Annotated in this window: 16 protein-coding genes; 3 read left to right on the forward strand and 13 right to left on the reverse strand. The window is 65.4% G+C overall.

The features are described from left to right. Positions 1-176 precede the first annotated feature (176 nt). The 10 genes from ACN0SE_RS18840 to ACN0SE_RS18885 all read right to left on the reverse strand — a co-directional run bounded on the left by ACN0SE_RS18840 (position 177) and on the right by ACN0SE_RS18885 (position 9,287). Positions 177-1,397, reverse strand: coding sequence for a cysteine desulfurase (locus ACN0SE_RS18840; RefSeq protein WP_417526076.1), 1,221 nt, complete (start codon positions 1,395-1,397; stop codon positions 177-179). Next, the gene (locus ACN0SE_RS18845) at positions 1,390-1,980 is read right to left on the reverse strand and encodes a YIP1 family protein (RefSeq protein ID WP_417526077.1); all 591 of its coding nucleotides are present in this window, start codon (positions 1,978-1,980) and stop codon (positions 1,390-1,392) included. Before ACN0SE_RS18845 ends, ACN0SE_RS18840 begins: the two co-directional genes overlap by 8 nt. Further along, positions 1,977-2,474, reverse strand: a complete 498-nt coding sequence (locus ACN0SE_RS18850) for a YIP1 family protein (protein ID WP_417526078.1) — start codon at positions 2,472-2,474, stop codon at positions 1,977-1,979. Before ACN0SE_RS18850 ends, ACN0SE_RS18845 begins: the two co-directional genes overlap by 4 nt. 9 nt (positions 2,475-2,483) lie before the next feature. After that, a complete protein-coding gene (sufD, locus tag ACN0SE_RS18855) occupies positions 2,484-3,764 on the reverse strand; it encodes a Fe-S cluster assembly protein SufD (protein WP_417526079.1) in 1,281 nt (426 codons plus the stop codon). Next, positions 3,764-4,519 (reverse strand): Fe-S cluster assembly ATPase SufC, encoded by a 756-nt coding sequence (sufC, locus tag ACN0SE_RS18860; protein ID WP_417526080.1) that lies wholly within the window; start codon positions 4,517-4,519, stop codon positions 3,764-3,766. Before sufC ends, sufD begins: the two co-directional genes overlap by 1 nt. 78 nt (positions 4,520-4,597) lie before the next feature. After that, entirely contained in the window at positions 4,598-5,158 is a 561-nt protein-coding gene (locus tag ACN0SE_RS18865) for a hypothetical protein (RefSeq protein ID WP_417526081.1), read from the reverse strand. A 99-nt stretch (positions 5,159-5,257) separates the two neighbouring features. Further along, positions 5,258-6,088: an FkbM family methyltransferase gene (locus tag ACN0SE_RS18870; protein ID WP_417526082.1), complete on the reverse strand. Its 831-nt coding sequence runs from the start codon at positions 6,086-6,088 to the stop codon at positions 5,258-5,260. Positions 6,089-6,178: 90 nt separating this feature from the next. After that, the gene (gene sufB, locus ACN0SE_RS18875; RefSeq protein ID WP_417526083.1) at positions 6,179-7,699 is read right to left on the reverse strand and encodes a Fe-S cluster assembly protein SufB; all 1,521 of its coding nucleotides are present in this window, start codon (positions 7,697-7,699) and stop codon (positions 6,179-6,181) included. A 17-nt stretch (positions 7,700-7,716) separates the two neighbouring features. Continuing rightward, positions 7,717-8,760, reverse strand: a complete 1,044-nt coding sequence (locus ACN0SE_RS18880; protein WP_417526084.1) for a cysteine desulfurase family protein — start codon at positions 8,758-8,760, stop codon at positions 7,717-7,719. Between the two features lie 65 nt (positions 8,761-8,825). Then, positions 8,826-9,287: an Rrf2 family transcriptional regulator gene (locus tag ACN0SE_RS18885; protein WP_417526085.1), complete on the reverse strand. Its 462-nt coding sequence runs from the start codon at positions 9,285-9,287 to the stop codon at positions 8,826-8,828. A gap of 163 nt (positions 9,288-9,450) precedes the next feature. Between ACN0SE_RS18885 and ACN0SE_RS18890 the strand changes: the two genes are divergently transcribed. Then, entirely contained in the window at positions 9,451-10,104 is a 654-nt protein-coding gene (locus ACN0SE_RS18890) for an alpha/beta hydrolase (protein WP_417526086.1), read from the forward strand. Positions 10,105-10,114: 10 nt separating this feature from the next. Then, positions 10,115-10,351, forward strand: a complete 237-nt coding sequence (locus ACN0SE_RS18895; protein ID WP_417526087.1) for a hypothetical protein — start codon at positions 10,115-10,117, stop codon at positions 10,349-10,351. Between the two features lie 17 nt (positions 10,352-10,368). On the opposite strand, the gene ACN0SE_RS18900 is transcribed toward ACN0SE_RS18895, so the two are convergent. Together ACN0SE_RS18900 and ACN0SE_RS18905 are read right to left on the reverse strand one after the other, a co-directional pair. Next, positions 10,369-11,778 carry a cytochrome P450 gene (locus tag ACN0SE_RS18900; RefSeq protein ID WP_417526088.1) on the reverse strand — a complete coding sequence of 470 codons (1,410 nt, stop codon included), beginning with the start codon at positions 11,776-11,778 and terminating at the stop codon, positions 10,369-10,371. Further along, the gene (locus ACN0SE_RS18905; protein WP_417526089.1) at positions 11,775-13,007 is read right to left on the reverse strand and encodes a hypothetical protein; all 1,233 of its coding nucleotides are present in this window, start codon (positions 13,005-13,007) and stop codon (positions 11,775-11,777) included. Before ACN0SE_RS18905 ends, ACN0SE_RS18900 begins: the two co-directional genes overlap by 4 nt. A 92-nt stretch (positions 13,008-13,099) precedes the next feature. Here ACN0SE_RS18905 and ACN0SE_RS18910 point away from each other — a divergent pair, with 92 nt between their 5' ends. Continuing rightward, entirely contained in the window at positions 13,100-13,324 is a 225-nt protein-coding gene (locus ACN0SE_RS18910) for a sulfurtransferase TusA family protein (protein WP_417526090.1), read from the forward strand. A gap of 75 nt (positions 13,325-13,399) precedes the next feature. On the opposite strand, the gene ACN0SE_RS18915 is transcribed toward ACN0SE_RS18910, so the two are convergent. Further along, positions 13,400-16,318, reverse strand: a complete 2,919-nt coding sequence (locus ACN0SE_RS18915) for an Rne/Rng family ribonuclease (protein WP_417526091.1) — start codon at positions 16,316-16,318, stop codon at positions 13,400-13,402. Positions 16,319-16,609: the final 291 nt, after the last annotated feature.

Consider the following 16,609-nt stretch of genomic DNA (forward strand, 5'->3'; position numbering starts at 1 on the left):
CCCCGCCGAGGTGTTCCGGGAAAAGATGATGGAGGAAATGGGTCGACGCCCCTACCCTCAACGCCAATAGGAGTCGCTGTTCAAGTATCGCTCACATTGTGACCAAGGCGCGCCCGCTCGCGGACACGCCTGTCAGGCATGGCGTAAAGCCTCCCTTTGGGGCTCAGCAGCGCCGGTCAGGCAAAGAGATCATGCGCCAGTTCGAGCGCGTCGATCAGCGCGTCGACCTCGGCCTCGGTGTTGTACATGCCGAAGGACGCCCGGCAGGTCGCTGTCACGCCCAGATGGTCCATCAGCGGGCCGGCGCAGTGATGGCCGGCGCGCACGGCGACGCCCTTCTTGTCGAGGATGGTCGAGATGTCGTGCGCGTGCGCCGCGCCGTCGAGTGTGAAGGAGAAGATCGCCCCCTTGCCCTCGGCCTTGCCCTGTATCTGCAGCCAGTTCAGGCTGTCGAGCCTGCCACGGGCATAGCGGGTCAGCGCCGCCTCATGCGCCGCGATCTCCTCCATGCCGACGCCCATCATGTAGTCCAGCGCCGCGCCAAGGCCGATGGTGGCGACGATGCCGGGGGTGCCGGCCTCGAACTTCATCGGCGGATCGTTGTAGATCACCTCGTCGCGGTGGACCTCCTTGATCATGTCGCCGCCGCCGAGGAAGGGGCGCATCTCGGCCATCCTGTCCTTGCGCATGTAGATCGCGCCGGAGCCAGAGGGGCCATAGAGCTTGTGGCCGGTGATGGCGTAGAAATCGCAGCCGAGATCATCGACATTGACCGGGCCATGCACGGCGGCCTGAGAGCCGTCGATCAGCGTGGCAATGCCGCGTTCGCGGGCGGCGGCGCAGATCGGCTTCACGTCAACCCTTGTGCCCAGAACGTTGGACATCTGGGTGATCGCCACCAGCTTGGTCTTCGGACCCATGGCATCGATCACCTTTTGCGGGTCGAGCGATCCGTCGGGCTCGATCTCGACCCATTTGATCACCACCCCCTGGCGCTCGCGCAGGAAGTGCCAGGGCACGATGTTGGCGTGGTGCTCCATCACCGACAGGATGATCTCGTCACCGGCCTGCAGATGCGGCATCGCCCAGCCATAGGCCACGGTGTTGATGCCCTCGGTCGTCCCCGAGTTCAGCACGATCTCGTGCTCGTCGGCGACGCCCAGGAACCGGGCGACGGTGCCGCGGACCGCCTCGTATTTCTCGGTGGCGAGGTTCGACAGGAAGTGCAGCCCGCGGTGCACGTTGGCGTATTCCATCGAATAGGCTCGGGTCACCGCGTCGATCACCACCTGGGGTTTCTGCGCGCTGGCGCCATTGTCGAGATAGACCAGCGGCTTGCCGTTGACCTCGCGGCCGAGGATCGGGAAATCGCCCCGGATTGCGTTGACGTCATACATGTACGGCACCTCCAACAGTGCTTGCCCCGATCACCGAGAGCAACAGGATCAGGCCGAGGACGATGCCGATCCCGGCCATGGCGATCACCCCCAGGGCCTTGAGCGGCGAGCCGAAGCGATGCGCCACGTCGATGAAATTCACGAAAATCCACAGCCCGTAGAGATTGACGATCATGACCAGCATCAGCGCCAGCCCGGGCGCCAGCAGCGTCAGCACCGTGGCCACAAGCTGCACGCCCAGCCGCAGCGCCTGCAGCCAGACGATGAGCACCAGGATATCCTCGAGCCGCGCCTCGCCGCCTAGCCAGCGGCCGACCCGGGCAATGGCAAAGACCGTCATGAGCGCACCCAGCCCCAGCGTCACCGCAAAGGCAAAGGGCGTGGCCATCATGCCGGGCAGAGGCTCGCTCGGCGGCGAGCTCAGCAGGCCGAGGTGAAAGGCCATGGCATTGAGGATGATCATCAGCCCCAGCCCCTGCCACAGCACTGGGCGCGGCAGGTCGAGCATGATCAGTCGCGCGGCGGCCACCCGCGGCGCGACGATGGTTTCGGTCAGAAGGTCACGCCAACCACTTCGGGTCATGTCTCTAGCCCTTTCAAGGGACGTTCCGCCGCCACCAGCCCACCGAACCAGAACCACAGGAAGACGACAAAGGAGAAGAACTCCACCGCCTTGGGCCCCGGTCCCGGGCCGATGAAACCGGCCAGCAGGCCATTGAGCAGGATCAGCGGAGAGGCCGCCAGCAGCGCCCAGAAGAGCGCCAGCCGCGCCCCGAAGAAGCTGCCCTGCCCGCCAAGCGCCCGCGCCGCCAGATGGCTGAGCGCTGCAAGGCCGTAGAAGATCAACGGCGCGATCATCACCCAGGCCAGCAGCGCACCGCCCAGCAGCGGATTGAGCTCCTGACCGTCAAGATGCGCCTGCCGCGCCAAGGGCGGCCATTGCGACACGAAGACCAGAAGGCAGCCCGCCATCAGGATGGCAAGCGCCCGGTCTTCGCGCTGGCCGCGCGCCAGCAGCCGGCGCATCACTGCGCCGGGGCCGCGATAGGTGGCGACGATGTCCTGCGAGAGTGCCATGGCGCCGCGTCAGTCCCGATGGCGGATGAGCCATCCCTCGACGCGACGGGTGATCTCTCCGGCCAGCGCTTCGTCCTCGATCTCGGCCACCGCTTCGGCCAGGAAGGCCAGGGTCAGAAGGTTGACCGCCTGATCCTCGGGCACACCGCGCGAGCGCAGGTAGAACAGCGCCTCTTCGTCGATCGCGCCGGAGGTCGAGCCATGCGAACAGGCCACGTCATCGGCGTAGATCTCAAGCTCTGGCTTGGCGAGGAACTGGCTGTCCTCGTCGAGCAGAAGCGACTGGCTGATTTGATAGCCATCGGTCTTCTGAGCGCCCGGTTTGACGAGGATCTTGCCCTGGAAGACGCCGGTCGCGCCGTTGCGCAGCACCTTCTTGAAGACCTGACGGCTTTCGCAGTTCACCGCGTCATGGGTGATGAAGACCGTGTCGTCGTGGTGGAAATCCCCGTCGCCCACGCAGGCGCCGGCGACATGGGCCACGGCATCGTCACCGGTCAGCTCGAGCACGCATTCATTGCGCGTCATCACGCCGTTGGCGGTGAGCGTGAAACTCTTGAACACCGATTCCGTGCCGAGACGGGCAAACAGATGGGTCACCGCCTGGCGTTCATGGTCGCGGCCCTGAACGCGGACATGGTGCAGCTTGGCGCCGTCGGCGACGTCTGCCTCCATCACCTTGTTGAACCGCGCTGCCGCCGGGCCGGCCTCGAGAATGGTCACCTCGGCACCGCTGTCGACCTTGACCACGTGGTGCAGGATCGCATCGGACGTTTCGGACTTGTGCTCGTAGCGAATGCCGATCGGCTTGGACGGTTTGCCGGTCACGTGGATCAACAGGCCATCGGTGGCAAAGGCGGTGTTGAGCGTCGCCAGCGGGCGCTGCACCGGCTTCTGACCGTTGGTCTCGAGCGTGCCGTAGAGGCCCTGTGCCCAGTGCAGATCGCTGCCGGCTTCGGCCAGACGCTCGATCTTGACGCCTTCGAGCGCCAGATCGTCAGAGGCCTCGGCGTCGAATACTCCGTCGACGAAGACGATATTGAGCCGGTCGACCTCCGAGAAAGTCGGCGCCTCGCCGGTCTCGAACAGCGCCGCACGCGGGGCTTCGACCTGGGTCAGCGTGTCGGGGCGGGTGTATTTCCAGTATTCGTCGCGCCGCCCGGGCAGGCCCATCTCGCGCAGCCGGCCGAGGGCCGACTGACGTGCCGCGTCGGCCCAGCCGCCCTTGGGCAGCGTGAGCGCCGCGATGCGCGCCTCGGTGGCGTCCTGTTTGACTTGCGGCAATGCCATTACGCCACCTCCTCCACCAGATGGGCATAACCACGCTCTTCGACCTCGAGCGCCAGCTCGGGGCCGCCGGTCTTGATGATGCGGCCGTTTGCCATGATGTGCACCACGTCCGGTTTGATGTGGTCAAGCAGGCGCTGGTAGTGGGTGATCACCAGAAAGCCCCGACCTTCGGAGCGCAGCGCGTTGACGCCATCGGCCACCAGTTTCATCGCGTCGACATCGAGGCCCGAGTCGGTCTCGTCGAGGATGCACATCTTGGGCTCGAGCATCGCCATCTGCAGGATCTCGTTGCGCTTCTTCTCACCGCCCGAGAAGCCGACGTTGACCGGACGCTTCAGCATCTCGGCGTCGATCTTCAGGTCCTTGGCCTTGGCGCGGATCATCTTGAGGAAATCGGTGGCGTTCAGCTCTTCCTCGCCGCGCGCCTTGCGCTGTGCGTTCAGGGCGGTGCGCAAAAAGGTCATGTTGCCGACGCCGGGAATTTCGACCGGGTACTGGAACGCCAGGAACAGGCCCGCCGCGGCGCGCTCTTCCGGCTCCATGTCGAGCAGGTCGTTGCCTTCGAGCGTCGCTTCGCCTTCGGTCACCTCGTAGCCGTCGCGGCCCGAGAGCACATAGGACAGCGTCGATTTGCCAGAGCCGTTGGGGCCCATGATGGCATGCACCTTGCCGGCTTCGACCTTCAGGTCGACGCCTTTGAGGATCTGTTTGTCCTCTTCTTCAAGTTTGACGTGCAGGTTCTTGATTTCGAGCATTTTTCTACCTCGTGTAAACGCGTGAAGGCAGCGCCGCCCGAAGGGGCTGCGCCGCGCTGATTTCGGATTTTTCGGTTGTCAGTCGAGCGGCAGGCTCAGCTCTGAAAAGAGAAAGCTCTCGCCGCGGAACAGGATGGACATGGGTTCGGTCGTGCTGCGGACCGTGTTCACCCATTTGCCCGAGAAGGCCATTTCGAAGACCTCGGGGTACAGATGCACCAGGTTGTGCATCATCCCCATGGCCGCCGCGATCCCCAGCAGGCGCACCGCCACCAACAGCTTGGTCGGAGCGGAAAAGACCACGGCCAGCACCGCCAGAACGGCCATCGCCCCGGCGCCGTCCAGCGCCATGCGGATGTCGGGGGTCATCGATGGATCGGGGAGACCGAGAAAGTGAAAGCCCGCCGCCTGCGACAGCGCATAGGCCAGCGCGCCGAGAACGAAGGCCCAGATCATCGCCAGCGGATGCGACCGCGCCGCAGGTGCCCGCGAACCCTTCAGGCGCGCGACCTTGGCCGGGCTGACCCAGGCCGTGCCGGTGCCGTCCGAGACGCCCGGTTGCGGCATGCAGCTGACCTGCCCGGAGTTGATCCGCGCAATCCGCGCGTGAAAACTGGCCTGCCCTTGCGTGCTGATCATGATTTCTGCCTCTTCCGACGTCTCTTTTATTAAGAGTTGTCTGAAAATCGCGGCAGAAATGCGACGAGTTGCCTATCATTGTGAGAAAAATCACAGACATCAGGCGTCACCCGACGCCAGTTCTTCACCAGATTCGGCGCTCTCGGGGCCCGGCGCCGTCGCCGCATGGGCGGCTTTCAGGCGGTCCACGTCGGCGGCATCGCAGATCAGGTGGTTCTTGTTCAACCGATAGCGCTGGTGGGTCGAGACAACCGCATAGCCCTGCGCCGCCACCCAGTCGAGGAACGCCGCCTCGACCGAGTTGTCGACCTCGACCATCATCACCGGCCGCGCCCGTTCCAGCACGCCGGACAGGCCCGCCAGAACCTGCAGTTCCATGCCTTCGACGTCGATCTTGATGAAGTCCGGGGTCACATCTTCCAGCAGCGCATCGCCGCGATGCACCGCCAGTTCGCCCTGCCCCTCGAGCATCCTGGCGCCGCCCAGGTTGCGGTCGCGGTCCTGCATGGCAAATCCGCCGGCCTCGGCATCAGAGACGCCGACCCCCAGGCGCGACAGATCGACGATATCGCGCAGCCCGTTGACCAGCACATTGCTGACCAGAAGTTCGAAGGCCTTTGGGTTCGGCTCGAAGGGAATGACCCTCGACGCGCCCAGAAACAGCGCTGCGAACAGCGTGTGATTGCCGACATTGGCGCCGATATCCACGAAGACCCCGCCCTCTGGGAACACCGACGACAGCCGCGACAGCTCGCTCATCTCGTAGAACTGGCCGCGCCGGTGGTTGCGCTGCACCGGGTCGTTCTTCATGTTCACGCAAAAGGTCACCGGGCGCTCCTGCACCCGCGCATGGACAAGCTGCAGCTCCACGCTCTCGACCGGACGGCCGAGGCGCAGACGTTTCTCGATACGTTTGATACGTGGGATCATCTCTGCCTGCCTGTTCTCGCGGGCGCTCGCACCCTCACACCCTGCCCGTGCGGCACCGGGCGGGCCGAAGGGCCCGCCACGCGCCTCGTGTCACCCGACAGAGCCTTCGAGCGAGATCGCCACCAGCTGCTGCGCTTCCAGAGCGAACTCCATCGGCAGCGCCTGCAGTACTTCCTTGGCAAAGCCGTTCACGATCAGCGCCACCGCTTCCTCTTCGTCCATGCCGCGCTGGCGGCAATAGAACATCTGGTCGTCATCGACCTTGGAGGTGGTGGCCTCGTGCTCGACCCGCGAGGAATTGTTGCGGACCTCGATGTAAGGCACAGTGTGGGCGCCGCATTTGTCGCCGATCAGCAGGCTGTCGCACTGGGTGTAGTTGCGGCTCTCCTTGGCCTTCGGGTGCATCGACACCAGCCCGCGATAGGTGTTCTGGGCGACGCCGGCGCTGATGCCCTTGGACACGATGCGCGACTTGGTGCGCTTGCCGAGGTGCACCATCTTGGTGCCGGTATCGGCCTGCTGGTGGTTGTTGGTGATGGCGATCGAGTAGAACTCGCCCTGGCTGTCATCACCGCGCAGGATGCACGACGGGTATTTCCAGGTCACGGCAGAGCCGGTCTCGACCTGGGTCCACATCACCTTGGCGCGGTCGCCGCGGCAATCGGCCCGCTTGGTGACGAAGTTGTAGATGCCGCCCTTGCCGTTCTCGTCGCCCGGATACCAGTTCTGGACGGTGGAGTATTTCACCTCGGCGTCTTCCTCGACGATGATCTCGACCACAGCGGCATGCAGCTGGCTGATGTCGCGCTGCGGCGCGGTGCAGCCTTCGAGGTAGGAGACGTAAGAGCCCTTGTCGGCAATGATCAGCGTCCGCTCGAACTGGCCGGTGTTCTCGGCGTTGATGCGGAAGTATGTCGACAGCTCCATCGGGCAGCGCACGCCCGGCGGCACATAGACGAAGGAGCCGTCAGAGAAGACAGCGCTGTTCAGCGTGGCATAGAAGTTGTCGCTGACCGGCACCACGGAGCCCAGGTATTTCTTCACGAGCTCGGGATGCTCGCGGATCGCCTCGGAAATCGAGCAGAAGATCACGCCCGCCTTCTTCAGCTCCTTCTGGAAGGTCGTGCCGACCGAGACCGAATCGAACACCGCATCCACGGCCACCTTGCGGCCCTCGGCAGGGGCCTCCTCGGCACCTTCGACACCGGCCAGGATCATCTGTTCCTTCAGCGGAATACCCAGCTTTTCATAGGTCGCCAGCAGCTTGGGATCGACCTCGTCCAGCGACTTGGGCTTTTCCATCATGCTCTTGGGACGGGCGTAGTAATACTGGTCCTGAAAGTCGATCTCGGGGTAGTCGACCATCGCCCAGTCGGGTTCCTTCATCTTCAGCCAGCGCTCGTAGGCCGCCAGCCGCCACTCGGTCATCCACTCGGGCTCTTCGTTGTTCTTCGAGATCAGCCGGACGATGTCATGGGTCAGCCCCTTGGGGGCGTAATCCATCTCGATCTCGGTTTCCCAGCCATACTTGTAGGTGCTGACCTCGCGAACCGCGTCCACGGTCTCCTGATCGACGCCTTCTTTGACCTGGGTCTGGTCAAGAGCTGCCATGATATCTACCTCCGGTGTCACGCCGCGCGGGCGCGATGCTTTTCATATGCTCTGCACCACGCCTCGGCAAAGCGCAGCACATCCTCTTCTGTGGTCGAAGGGCCAAGGCTCACGCGGATCGCGCAGGCGGCCTCTTGCTCTCCATATCCCATCGCGCGCAACACGCGGCTGGATTTGACCTTGCCACTGGAACAGGCCGATCCGGCACTGATCGCAAAGCCGGCAAGGTCCATCGCCATGACCTGCGTCTCACCCTTCCAGCCCGGTGCGATCAGGCAAAGGGTGTTGGGCAGGCGCGACGTCGATTTCCCGACTAAAATAATCTCTTTTTCACGAGCCTCAATGGCTTTTTCTAGAATATTTCTAAGTTCGGCAACCCGTTCCCAGGTGCCATTGGCGAGATCCTGCGCCGCCCGGGCCGCCGCGGCGCCGAATCCGGCGATGCCGATGACGTTCTCGGTGCCCGAGCGCCGGCCCATTTCCTGGCCGCCGCCCTTGATTTGGGTCGCGACGTCGAGCCCACGCTGCAGCACCAGCGCGCCGACCCCCTTGGGCCCGCCCAGCTTGTGCGCCGAGACCAGCGCCATCTGCGCCCCCGACCAGGCAAAGGAGAAGGGCACCTTGCCGAAGGCCTGCACCGCGTCGGTCAGCGCCAGCCCCTGCGGCAGGTCCTGCAGGATGCCGGTCTCGCTGTTGGCCGCCTGCAGCGCCGTGGTGGCGGGATCGCTCACCGCGACCCGCCCCGCGCCGTCCACCGGCAGCGCGCAATCGGTCCAGGCGCCGACGCAATCATGCTCGACCGCACCAGAGGTGATGCCCCGCCCGGCCAGCGCCAGCCCTGCCGCCTCGGTGGCGCCGGAGGTAAAGACGATATCCGCCTCGCCTGCGCCGAAAGCCTCGGCCACCTGCCGCCGCGCGGTCTCGATCAGCCCCTTGGCGCGCCGCCCCTCAGAATGCACCGACGAGGGGTTGCCGACCACATCCATGGCCGCAATCATCGCCTCTCGCGCCGCATCACAGAGCGGCGCGGTGGCATTGTGATCGAGATAGACCCTAGGCACGCGGCAGCCCCTTCTTCTCTTTGAAAATACCGCGGGGGTCCGGGGGCAAAGCCCCCGAAAGACGCTCAGCCATCATCGACCACCGCAAACAATCCGGGCACGGCAGGACAGGGCGCCAGCTCGTTGCCGACGATGTCCGACAGCCGGGTCTGGTGCAGGAAGACATAGACATGCGCCGAGAGCCCCTCCCACAGCCGGTTCGACAGTGATTGCGCCCGGCTGCCCGACAGCCCGCCACTGGCGCCGGCGCCCTTGTGCATCGCATCCACCGTCTCGTCCACCGCGGCGAGGATCTCGACCACGCGGATCTCGGTGGTGGGCCGGGCCAGGCGATAGCCGCCGCCGGGGCCGCGCACCGAGGCCACCAGCTCGGCCCGGCGCAGCTTGACGAACAACTGCTCGAGGTAGGGCAGCGAAATATCCTGCCGCTGGGAGATCTCTCCCAGCGTCACCAGCCGCCCGTCAGGTTGCAGCGCAATATCGACCAGCGCCACCATCGCGTAGCGCCCCTTTGTACTCAGCTTCATCGGTTCTCCCCCGGGACACCCGCTGGCCAGTTGACCTCAGTAACCATTAGGCTTATCTGCCACAAGCCCCGATCCGTTCCCGGCATCGGGTTTAGAACCATTCTAAGGTAACCGAGCAATTGCGTCAACAATTGCCACGCCTTTGCGAGGAGTACAGCCCGTTATGCCCGAGGTCATCTTTCCCGGTCCCGAAGGACGGCTCGAAGGCCGCTATCACCCTCAGAAAGAGCGTGATGCGCCGATCGCCATCGTGCTGCATCCGCACCCGCAGTTCGGCGGGACGATGAACAACAAGGTTGTCTACAACCTGCATTACGCCTTCTACAACATGGGCTTCACCGTGCTGCGGTTCAATTTCCGCGGCGTCGGGCGCAGCCAGGGCGAATACGACCAGGGCGTCGGCGAATTGTCCGATGCTGCCTCGGCGCTCGACTACCTGCAGTCGATGAACAACAATTCCAAGCATTGCTGGGTCGCGGGCTTCTCCTTCGGCGCCTGGATCGGCATGCAGCTTTTGATGCGCCGCCCCGAGATCACCGGCTTCGTCTCGGCCAGCCCGCCCGCCAACATGTACGACTTCTCCTTCCTGGCGCCCTGCCCGGCCTCCGGCCTGATCATCAACGGCACCGCCGACCGGGTCGCCCCGCCGGCCGATACCACCTCGCTGGTCAGCAAGCTGCACGAGCAAAAGGGCATCACCATCACCCACAAGGAGATCGAAGGCTCGGGCCACTTCTTCGAGAACGATCACATGGACACGATGATCGGCACCGTCACCGACTACGTCAAACGACGCCTGACCGAAACGTCGCGCTGAGGACACCGCCATGGGAGTGACAGAGGACCTGGCCGACGATCTGGCCCGCGAGGCCATCGAGGCGGCGGAACTGACCGGCGACGAGACGCTGATCAACGAAATGGCGGCCCATATGGGCACCTCGTCGACCACCACCGAAGAGGCCTTCCTGACGGCCGTGCGGGTGCGGCTGGCCGCCAAGCGCGGCCGGCAGTTCCTCGAACAGCGCCTGCGCGCCTACGAGACCAAACTCAAGGATCAGGGCTGAAGCGCGCCTCGCGGTCCCTATCGCGAAGACGGGCCGTCAGGGCCGGAGGAGCGGCGGCTGACCTTGAGCCAGATGCCGGCATCGGAGCGCACCGTCAGATGCGCCACCGGCACCGGCGCCGGGCGGTCGCTCAGCTCGACGCGGAAGTGCCGCAGCAGGTAGGACAGCAGCAGCGGCCCCTCGACCATCGCGAACCCCGCCCCCGGACAGACCCGCGCCCCGGCCGAGAACGGCAGATAGGCGTCGCGCACGCACTGCTTGCCATTCTCAGTCCCGTAACGCCCCGGATCGAAGTCATCCGGCCGCTCCCAGAGCCGCTCGTGGCGATGCAGATGCCAGGGGCTCAGCACGATCTGGCTGCCCTTGGGCACCGCGCGGTCGCGAAACCGTTCGGGACACTGCGCCTCTCGCACCATCATCGGCACCGGCGGATAGAGCCTCAGCGCCTCGCGAAACACATCGCGTGACAGCCGCAGCTGTCCCATGATGCCGAAGTCGGGGGTGTCCTCAGCGCCCTCCGACAGAAGCCATGGCAGACATTCCGCCTCTTCCGCCAACCGCTCCTGCCACTCCGGATAAAGCGCCATCAGGTAGAGCGTCCAGGCCAGCGCCGAGGCGCTGGTCTCGTGACCGGCGAGGAAGAAGATCGCCACCTGGTCGACCATCTCCTCGGTGGTGAATGTCTCGCCCGAGTGCGGATCCGGCGTGGTCATGATCTTGGTGGCCAGATCGTCCGGCGCCTGTCCCGCGGCAATCTCGGCCATCCGGTCGGCGGTCAGCCGGGTGATCAGCCCGCGGATCGTGGCCGCCGCACGCCGGGTGTCGCGGCGAAAGAACCGCGGCATCCAGCGCGGCAGGGGCACAAAGGCCGCGAGGTTGAGGATCGGCTGGCTGCGCTGGTAATGGCGAAACTCGGAAAACACCTGCGCCGCGATCTCGTGCTCGATCGGGATCGAGAACAACGTGCGAAAGATCACGTCGGCGGCGGCATGGCTGGTCTCGGCCTCGACCTCCACCACCTCGCCGTCGCGCCCGGCCATGCGGCGCACCGCGCTCTCGGCCGCGGCGCGCATCGCCGGGAAACTGTGGCGCAGCTTGCCGCCCTCGAAAGCCGGATCGATGATCCGCCGCTGGCGCTTCCAGGTCTCGCCATTGGTGACAAAGACCGAATTCCCGAGGAGCGGCCGCAGCCCCTCGCCGATGCGGTCGGATTTCGGGAAATCCTCGGGCCGCGCCTTCAGCACCTCCTTCACGAGGTCAGGCTGGTTGACGAGGAAGGAGCGAAAGAACGGCGTGCGGAACTCGGCCATCCAGGCGCGATAGAGCCGCGCCGGCTGCGCCGAGAGGATGTCGCGGCGAAACAGCGCCATGTAGCGCAGAAGCGAGACCTTGTCGGCCCGCGCTGGCGGCTTGGGCGGACGCTTCATGGCGCGGTCGAGGTGAAGCTGTTGACCGGCCGGGTGATCACCGATTTCGACGATCCGCGGCTGCGGTAGCGGTCCGCCAGGGTCAAGGGACCGGCGGTGATGCGGAAGTAGTCGTAGTCGCCGGGCCGATCAAAGGCACAGAGATACTGGAAATGCAGCCGGAAGAAGCGCCAGCGCAACGCCTTCCAGCTTTCCGGCGACAGCGTCTGGGTGAAAGCCGCCGAGAACACCAGCGGCCACTTCTGCCCTGGCCCCGCGAGGCCGCTGACCGCCACCGGATCACAAAGCGCAAAGGCGCAGCCGTCGCCCGGCGCGGTGACGTCGACCCAGAAGAGCTCGTCGCGTTCAGAGAGATAGGCCAGATCGGCGCGCAGCCGCCAGGCGCGCGGCAGGAAGGTGACCATCGGCACCACCTGGCCGAGGCTGAGAAAGCCCAGCGCCGGGCCGTCGGGGCGAACGTGCCCGCCACGGATCAGGTCGGCCAGCACCGAGACACCGAGATGCGCACCCGAGGAATGGCCAACCACGAGGATCTCGTCGACATCGTCGTCGCAGGCGGCGGCGATGCTGCGGGTGAAGCTGGCGATCCGCTGCTCCAGCTCCTGCGGCATCCGGCCGAGATCGCGGGCGTTGTAGGAATAATCGTGCATCAGGTAGTAGACAAAGAGCTTGCTGTCCCAGCGCCGGAATTGCTCGAGCATGGCCCAGGCGAGCCCCAGCCCCGCCGTGCCGCCCAGCACCGGCCCGGCAAACCCCAGCCAGGGCCTGAGCGACAGGCCCAGCTTGACCCCGCCCCAGACCGCCAGCGCCGCCAGCACTGCCTGCCCCAGCAGCATGAAGACCGGGTAGAGCGCGGCGATCACCGGGCCCTTCTGCAGCTTGGCCAGCCGCCAGAAGGCGCCGGAACCGATATAGGCCATGGCGGTATAGAGCATCCGCAGGTAGCTGACAAAGATGCCGTGGCCCATGGATTGCTTGACGATATCCGACCAGACCAGCACCTCGACCTCGGTCTCGACCGGGGTGCCGTCGAACGTCCCTGTGACATGCCAGCCGTAGTTCTCGGCCTTGGCGCGCGGACGCAGGGCGATGTCATAGCCCGAGATTGCGGCCTGGTCTGCACCCTCGCGGCGATAGAGTTCGCGGTACCTGCGGGGATGAATCGGGTCGTAGCCGGGGATGTAGAACACCCGGCGCCTGCGCACCCTGCCTGTCTCGGGACTGCTCATCTGCCACTCGCTGTTTTGCCCCGATCCTACCCCGGTTTGATGGCGAGAGTAAGGCGCTGGACAAGGCCTGCCCCGGCTCCTAGACCTGAGCCATGCGCGAGACACTTGATGCCACCCACCTGCTCTGCCCCCTGCCCGTTCTCAAGGCGCGCAAGCGTCTGAAATCCATGGCGGATGGCGATATCCTCGAGCTGCGCGCCGATGATCCGGCGGCGGTGGTGGACGTGCCGCATTTCTGCGCCGAGGCGGGCCATGCGCTGATCGAGACGCGGCCCGATGGCGACGCCGAGATCTACGTGATCCGCAAGGGCGGCTGAGGCGACAGGAGCCTTTTTCCGAACCACCTCACTCCCAAAGAAAAAGCCCCGGCACCTGGCCGGGGCTCTGTTCGTTCAGCGGCCGATCGACCACCAGCCGCGTTTCTTCGGCTTGTCGGGGTCTTCGGCCTCGGCCTCGGACGTGGCATCGGCGGTCTCGAGCACAGGCTCGGCCTCGGGCTCTGCTGCCTCGGGGGCGGCCTCAGGCTCTTCTGCCGTCTCCGGCTCGGGCTCTGCCGCGGTCTCCGGCTCGGCGGCCGCGTCGGCCTCGGGCGCAGCCTCGGCTTCCGCTTCAGGCTCGGCCTGAGCCACGGGCTCGGCTTCCGGCTGCGCAGAGGCTTCCACCTCGGCCTCTGCCTCGGCAGGCGCTTCCGCCGCGGCTTCAGCCTCGGCTTGCGGGGCTTCCTCGGCCTCGGCCTCGGGTGCCGCTTCTGCCACCGGTGCCTCAGCCTCGGCTTCCGCAGGTGCTTCGACCTCGGTCGCCTCGACAGGTGCCTCAGCTTCGGCCGGCGCCTCGGCGCTCACCTCGGCAGCGGTCTCGGCTGCCTCGACCGGCGCGGCCTCTTCGGCTGCGGTTTCGGCGGGGGCCTCGACCGGAGCCTCCTCGGCCTTCACAGCGGAAAACTTGCGGCGGCTGCTCGACGTGCGGCGGGTGCGCTTGGGCTTGTCGCCGGTCTCCTCGGCCTTCGGGGCGGTCTGAGCCTCGTCCTCGGGCGCATCGCCCTTGGCCTCGGTGTCGTCACCGTTGCCCTGGCTGTCGCCATTCTCGCCGTTGTCACCGTTGTCGCCGTTCTCGCCATTGCCGTCATCCGACTTCGTCTTCCGCCGACGCCGGCGCCGACGGCGCTTCTTGGGCTTGGGGCTTTCCTCTTCGCTGGTCTCCGGCGTCTCGGCCTCGGGGGCTTCTTCGACGGCGGCGGGGGCCTCGTCCTCGACCTCGTCCTCGGCGTCCTCGTCCACCAAGTACATGATCGTGGTGTCAGCCGAGACAACCACCGGCGCTTCGGCCACCTTGCGGGTGGCGGTCTTTAGCTTCTCGATGGTGAAGTCGGGGCTGATCATCGCCGGATCGCCTTCGACCCGGACCGCCACGCCGTAACGCGCCTCGATCTGGGCGATATGTTCGCGCTTGGCGTTCATCAGGTAGTTGGCGATCGACACCGGGCAGCGCACCAGCAATTCCTTGCAGCGGCGGCGGGTGCCCTCTTCCTCGATCTGGCGCAGCACCTGCAGGGCCAGGCTGTCGTCGGAGCGGATCAGGCCGGTGCCGTGGCAATGCGGGCACGGTGCCGTCGTCGCCTCGATCATACCGGGGCGCAGGCGCTGGCGCGACATCTCCATCAGGCCGAAGCCCGAGATGCGGCCGACCTGGATGCGGGCGCGGTCGCTTTTCAGCTTGTCCTTGATCTTCTTCTCGACGGCGGCATTGTTCTTGCGCTCGTCCATGTCGATGAAGTCGATCACGATCAGACCGGCGAGGTCGCGCAGACGCAACTGGCGGGCCACCTCTTCTGCTGCTTCCAGGTTGGTCTTGAGCGCGGTCTCCTCGATCGAGCCTTCCTTGGTGGCGCGGCCGGAGTTGACGTCGATGGCGACCAGCGCCTCGGTCACGCCGATCACGATGTAACCACCGGATTTCAGCTGCACCGTCGGGTTGAACATCGCCCCGAGGTAGCTCTCGACCTGGTAGCGCGCGAACAGAGGCAGCTGCTCGGCGTAATGCTTCACGTTCTTGGCGTGGGACGGCATGATCATCTTCATGAAGTCCTTGGCGATGCGGTAGCCGCGTTCGCCTTCCACCAGAACCTCTTCGATGTCGCGGCTGTAGAGGTCGCGGATCGAGCGTTTGATCAGGTCGCCTTCCTCGTAGATCTTCGCGGGCGCGATGGATTTCAGCGTCAGCTCGCGGATCTGCTCCCAGAGGCGTTGCAGGTATTCATAGTCGCGCTTGATCTCCGACTTGGTGCGCTTGGCACCGGCGGTCCGGATGATCAGGCCCGCGCCCTGGGGCACGTCGATCTCGTTGGCGATTTCCTTGAGCTTCTTGCGGTCCGGCGCATTGGTGATCTTGCGCGAGATGCCGCCGCCACGGGCGGTGTTGGGCATCAGCACGCAGTAGCGGCCGGCGAGCGAGAGGTAGGTGGTCAGCGCCGCACCCTTGTTGCCGCGCTCTTCCTTGACGACCTGCACCAGCATGATCTGGCGGACTTTCACCACTTCCTGGATCTTGTAGCGGCGCGGACGCGGCTTGCGCGGCGGGCGAATGTCTTCCTGGTCGTCCTCTTCGGCGACGGATTCGATTTCGCTGTCCATGTCCGAAGCCTCGGGCTTGGACGTGGTCTCGTCGCTGTCGTCGTCGTCGTCGGAGTCGTCAGCGTCGTCCTCGGTCTCGACCTCGGGGGTCGCGGCCTCGGCATTGTCGGCTTCGGTCTCGGCTTCGGCGTTCTCGTCAGCGGTCTCGGCGGCAGGCGCATCGCCGGCTTCCGAGGGCTCTTCCACCGGCGTTTCGCCCACGGTTTCCATCGGCGACAGCCCTTCGAGCGTCTCTTCCTCGGCGTCGAGGTCGATAGTCTCCATGCCTTCGACTTCGCGGCTTTCGACCGCGTCGGTGTTGGCAGTCTTTTCCGCCTTGGACGAGCTGCGGCGCCGGCGCTTCTTCGAGCGCGAGGCTTCTTCTTCCTCGTCACGCGCCTTCATTGCCTCGGCATAGGCGCGTTCTTCCTCCATCAGCGCCTCGCGGTCGGCGACGGGGATCTGGTAGTAATCGGGGTGGATCTCGGAAAAGGCGAGGAAGCCATGGCGGTTGCCGCCATAGTCCACGAACGCCGCCTGCAGCGACGGTTCGACCCGCGTGACTTTTGCTAGATAGATATTGCCAGCGAGCTGGCGCTTGTTTTCCGATTCAAAGTCGAATTCCTCGACCTTGTTTCCGTCAACCACCACGACGCGGGTTTCTTCCGCGTGGGTGGCATCGATAAGCATTTTCTTGGCCATTGTACTTTCATGCTCTCCCACAAGCGCAAAGCCGCGCGGGAGATCCCGGGCGGCGCGGCGGATTGCAGGAAATGTCCGATTGGGGCGATGGTGCACGCGGTCAGCACAGGCACGGATGCGAAGCCCGAAACGGCCCCTGCTCTTGCCCTCTGAATTCTCGCGCGTTGCATCGCGTTTCTTCTCCGACGGTCTGACCCCTGGTCATCCGCCCGTTTGCGGCCCACCGCTTTCGCGGCCGGGCTGGTCTTGTTGATCGCCGCCACGTCAGTCTGGCGGTCCGGCGATCAGATC

The organism is Marinovum sp., assembly GCF_048263515.1.
Classification (GTDB): Bacteria; Pseudomonadota; Alphaproteobacteria; order Rhodobacterales; family Rhodobacteraceae; genus Marinovum.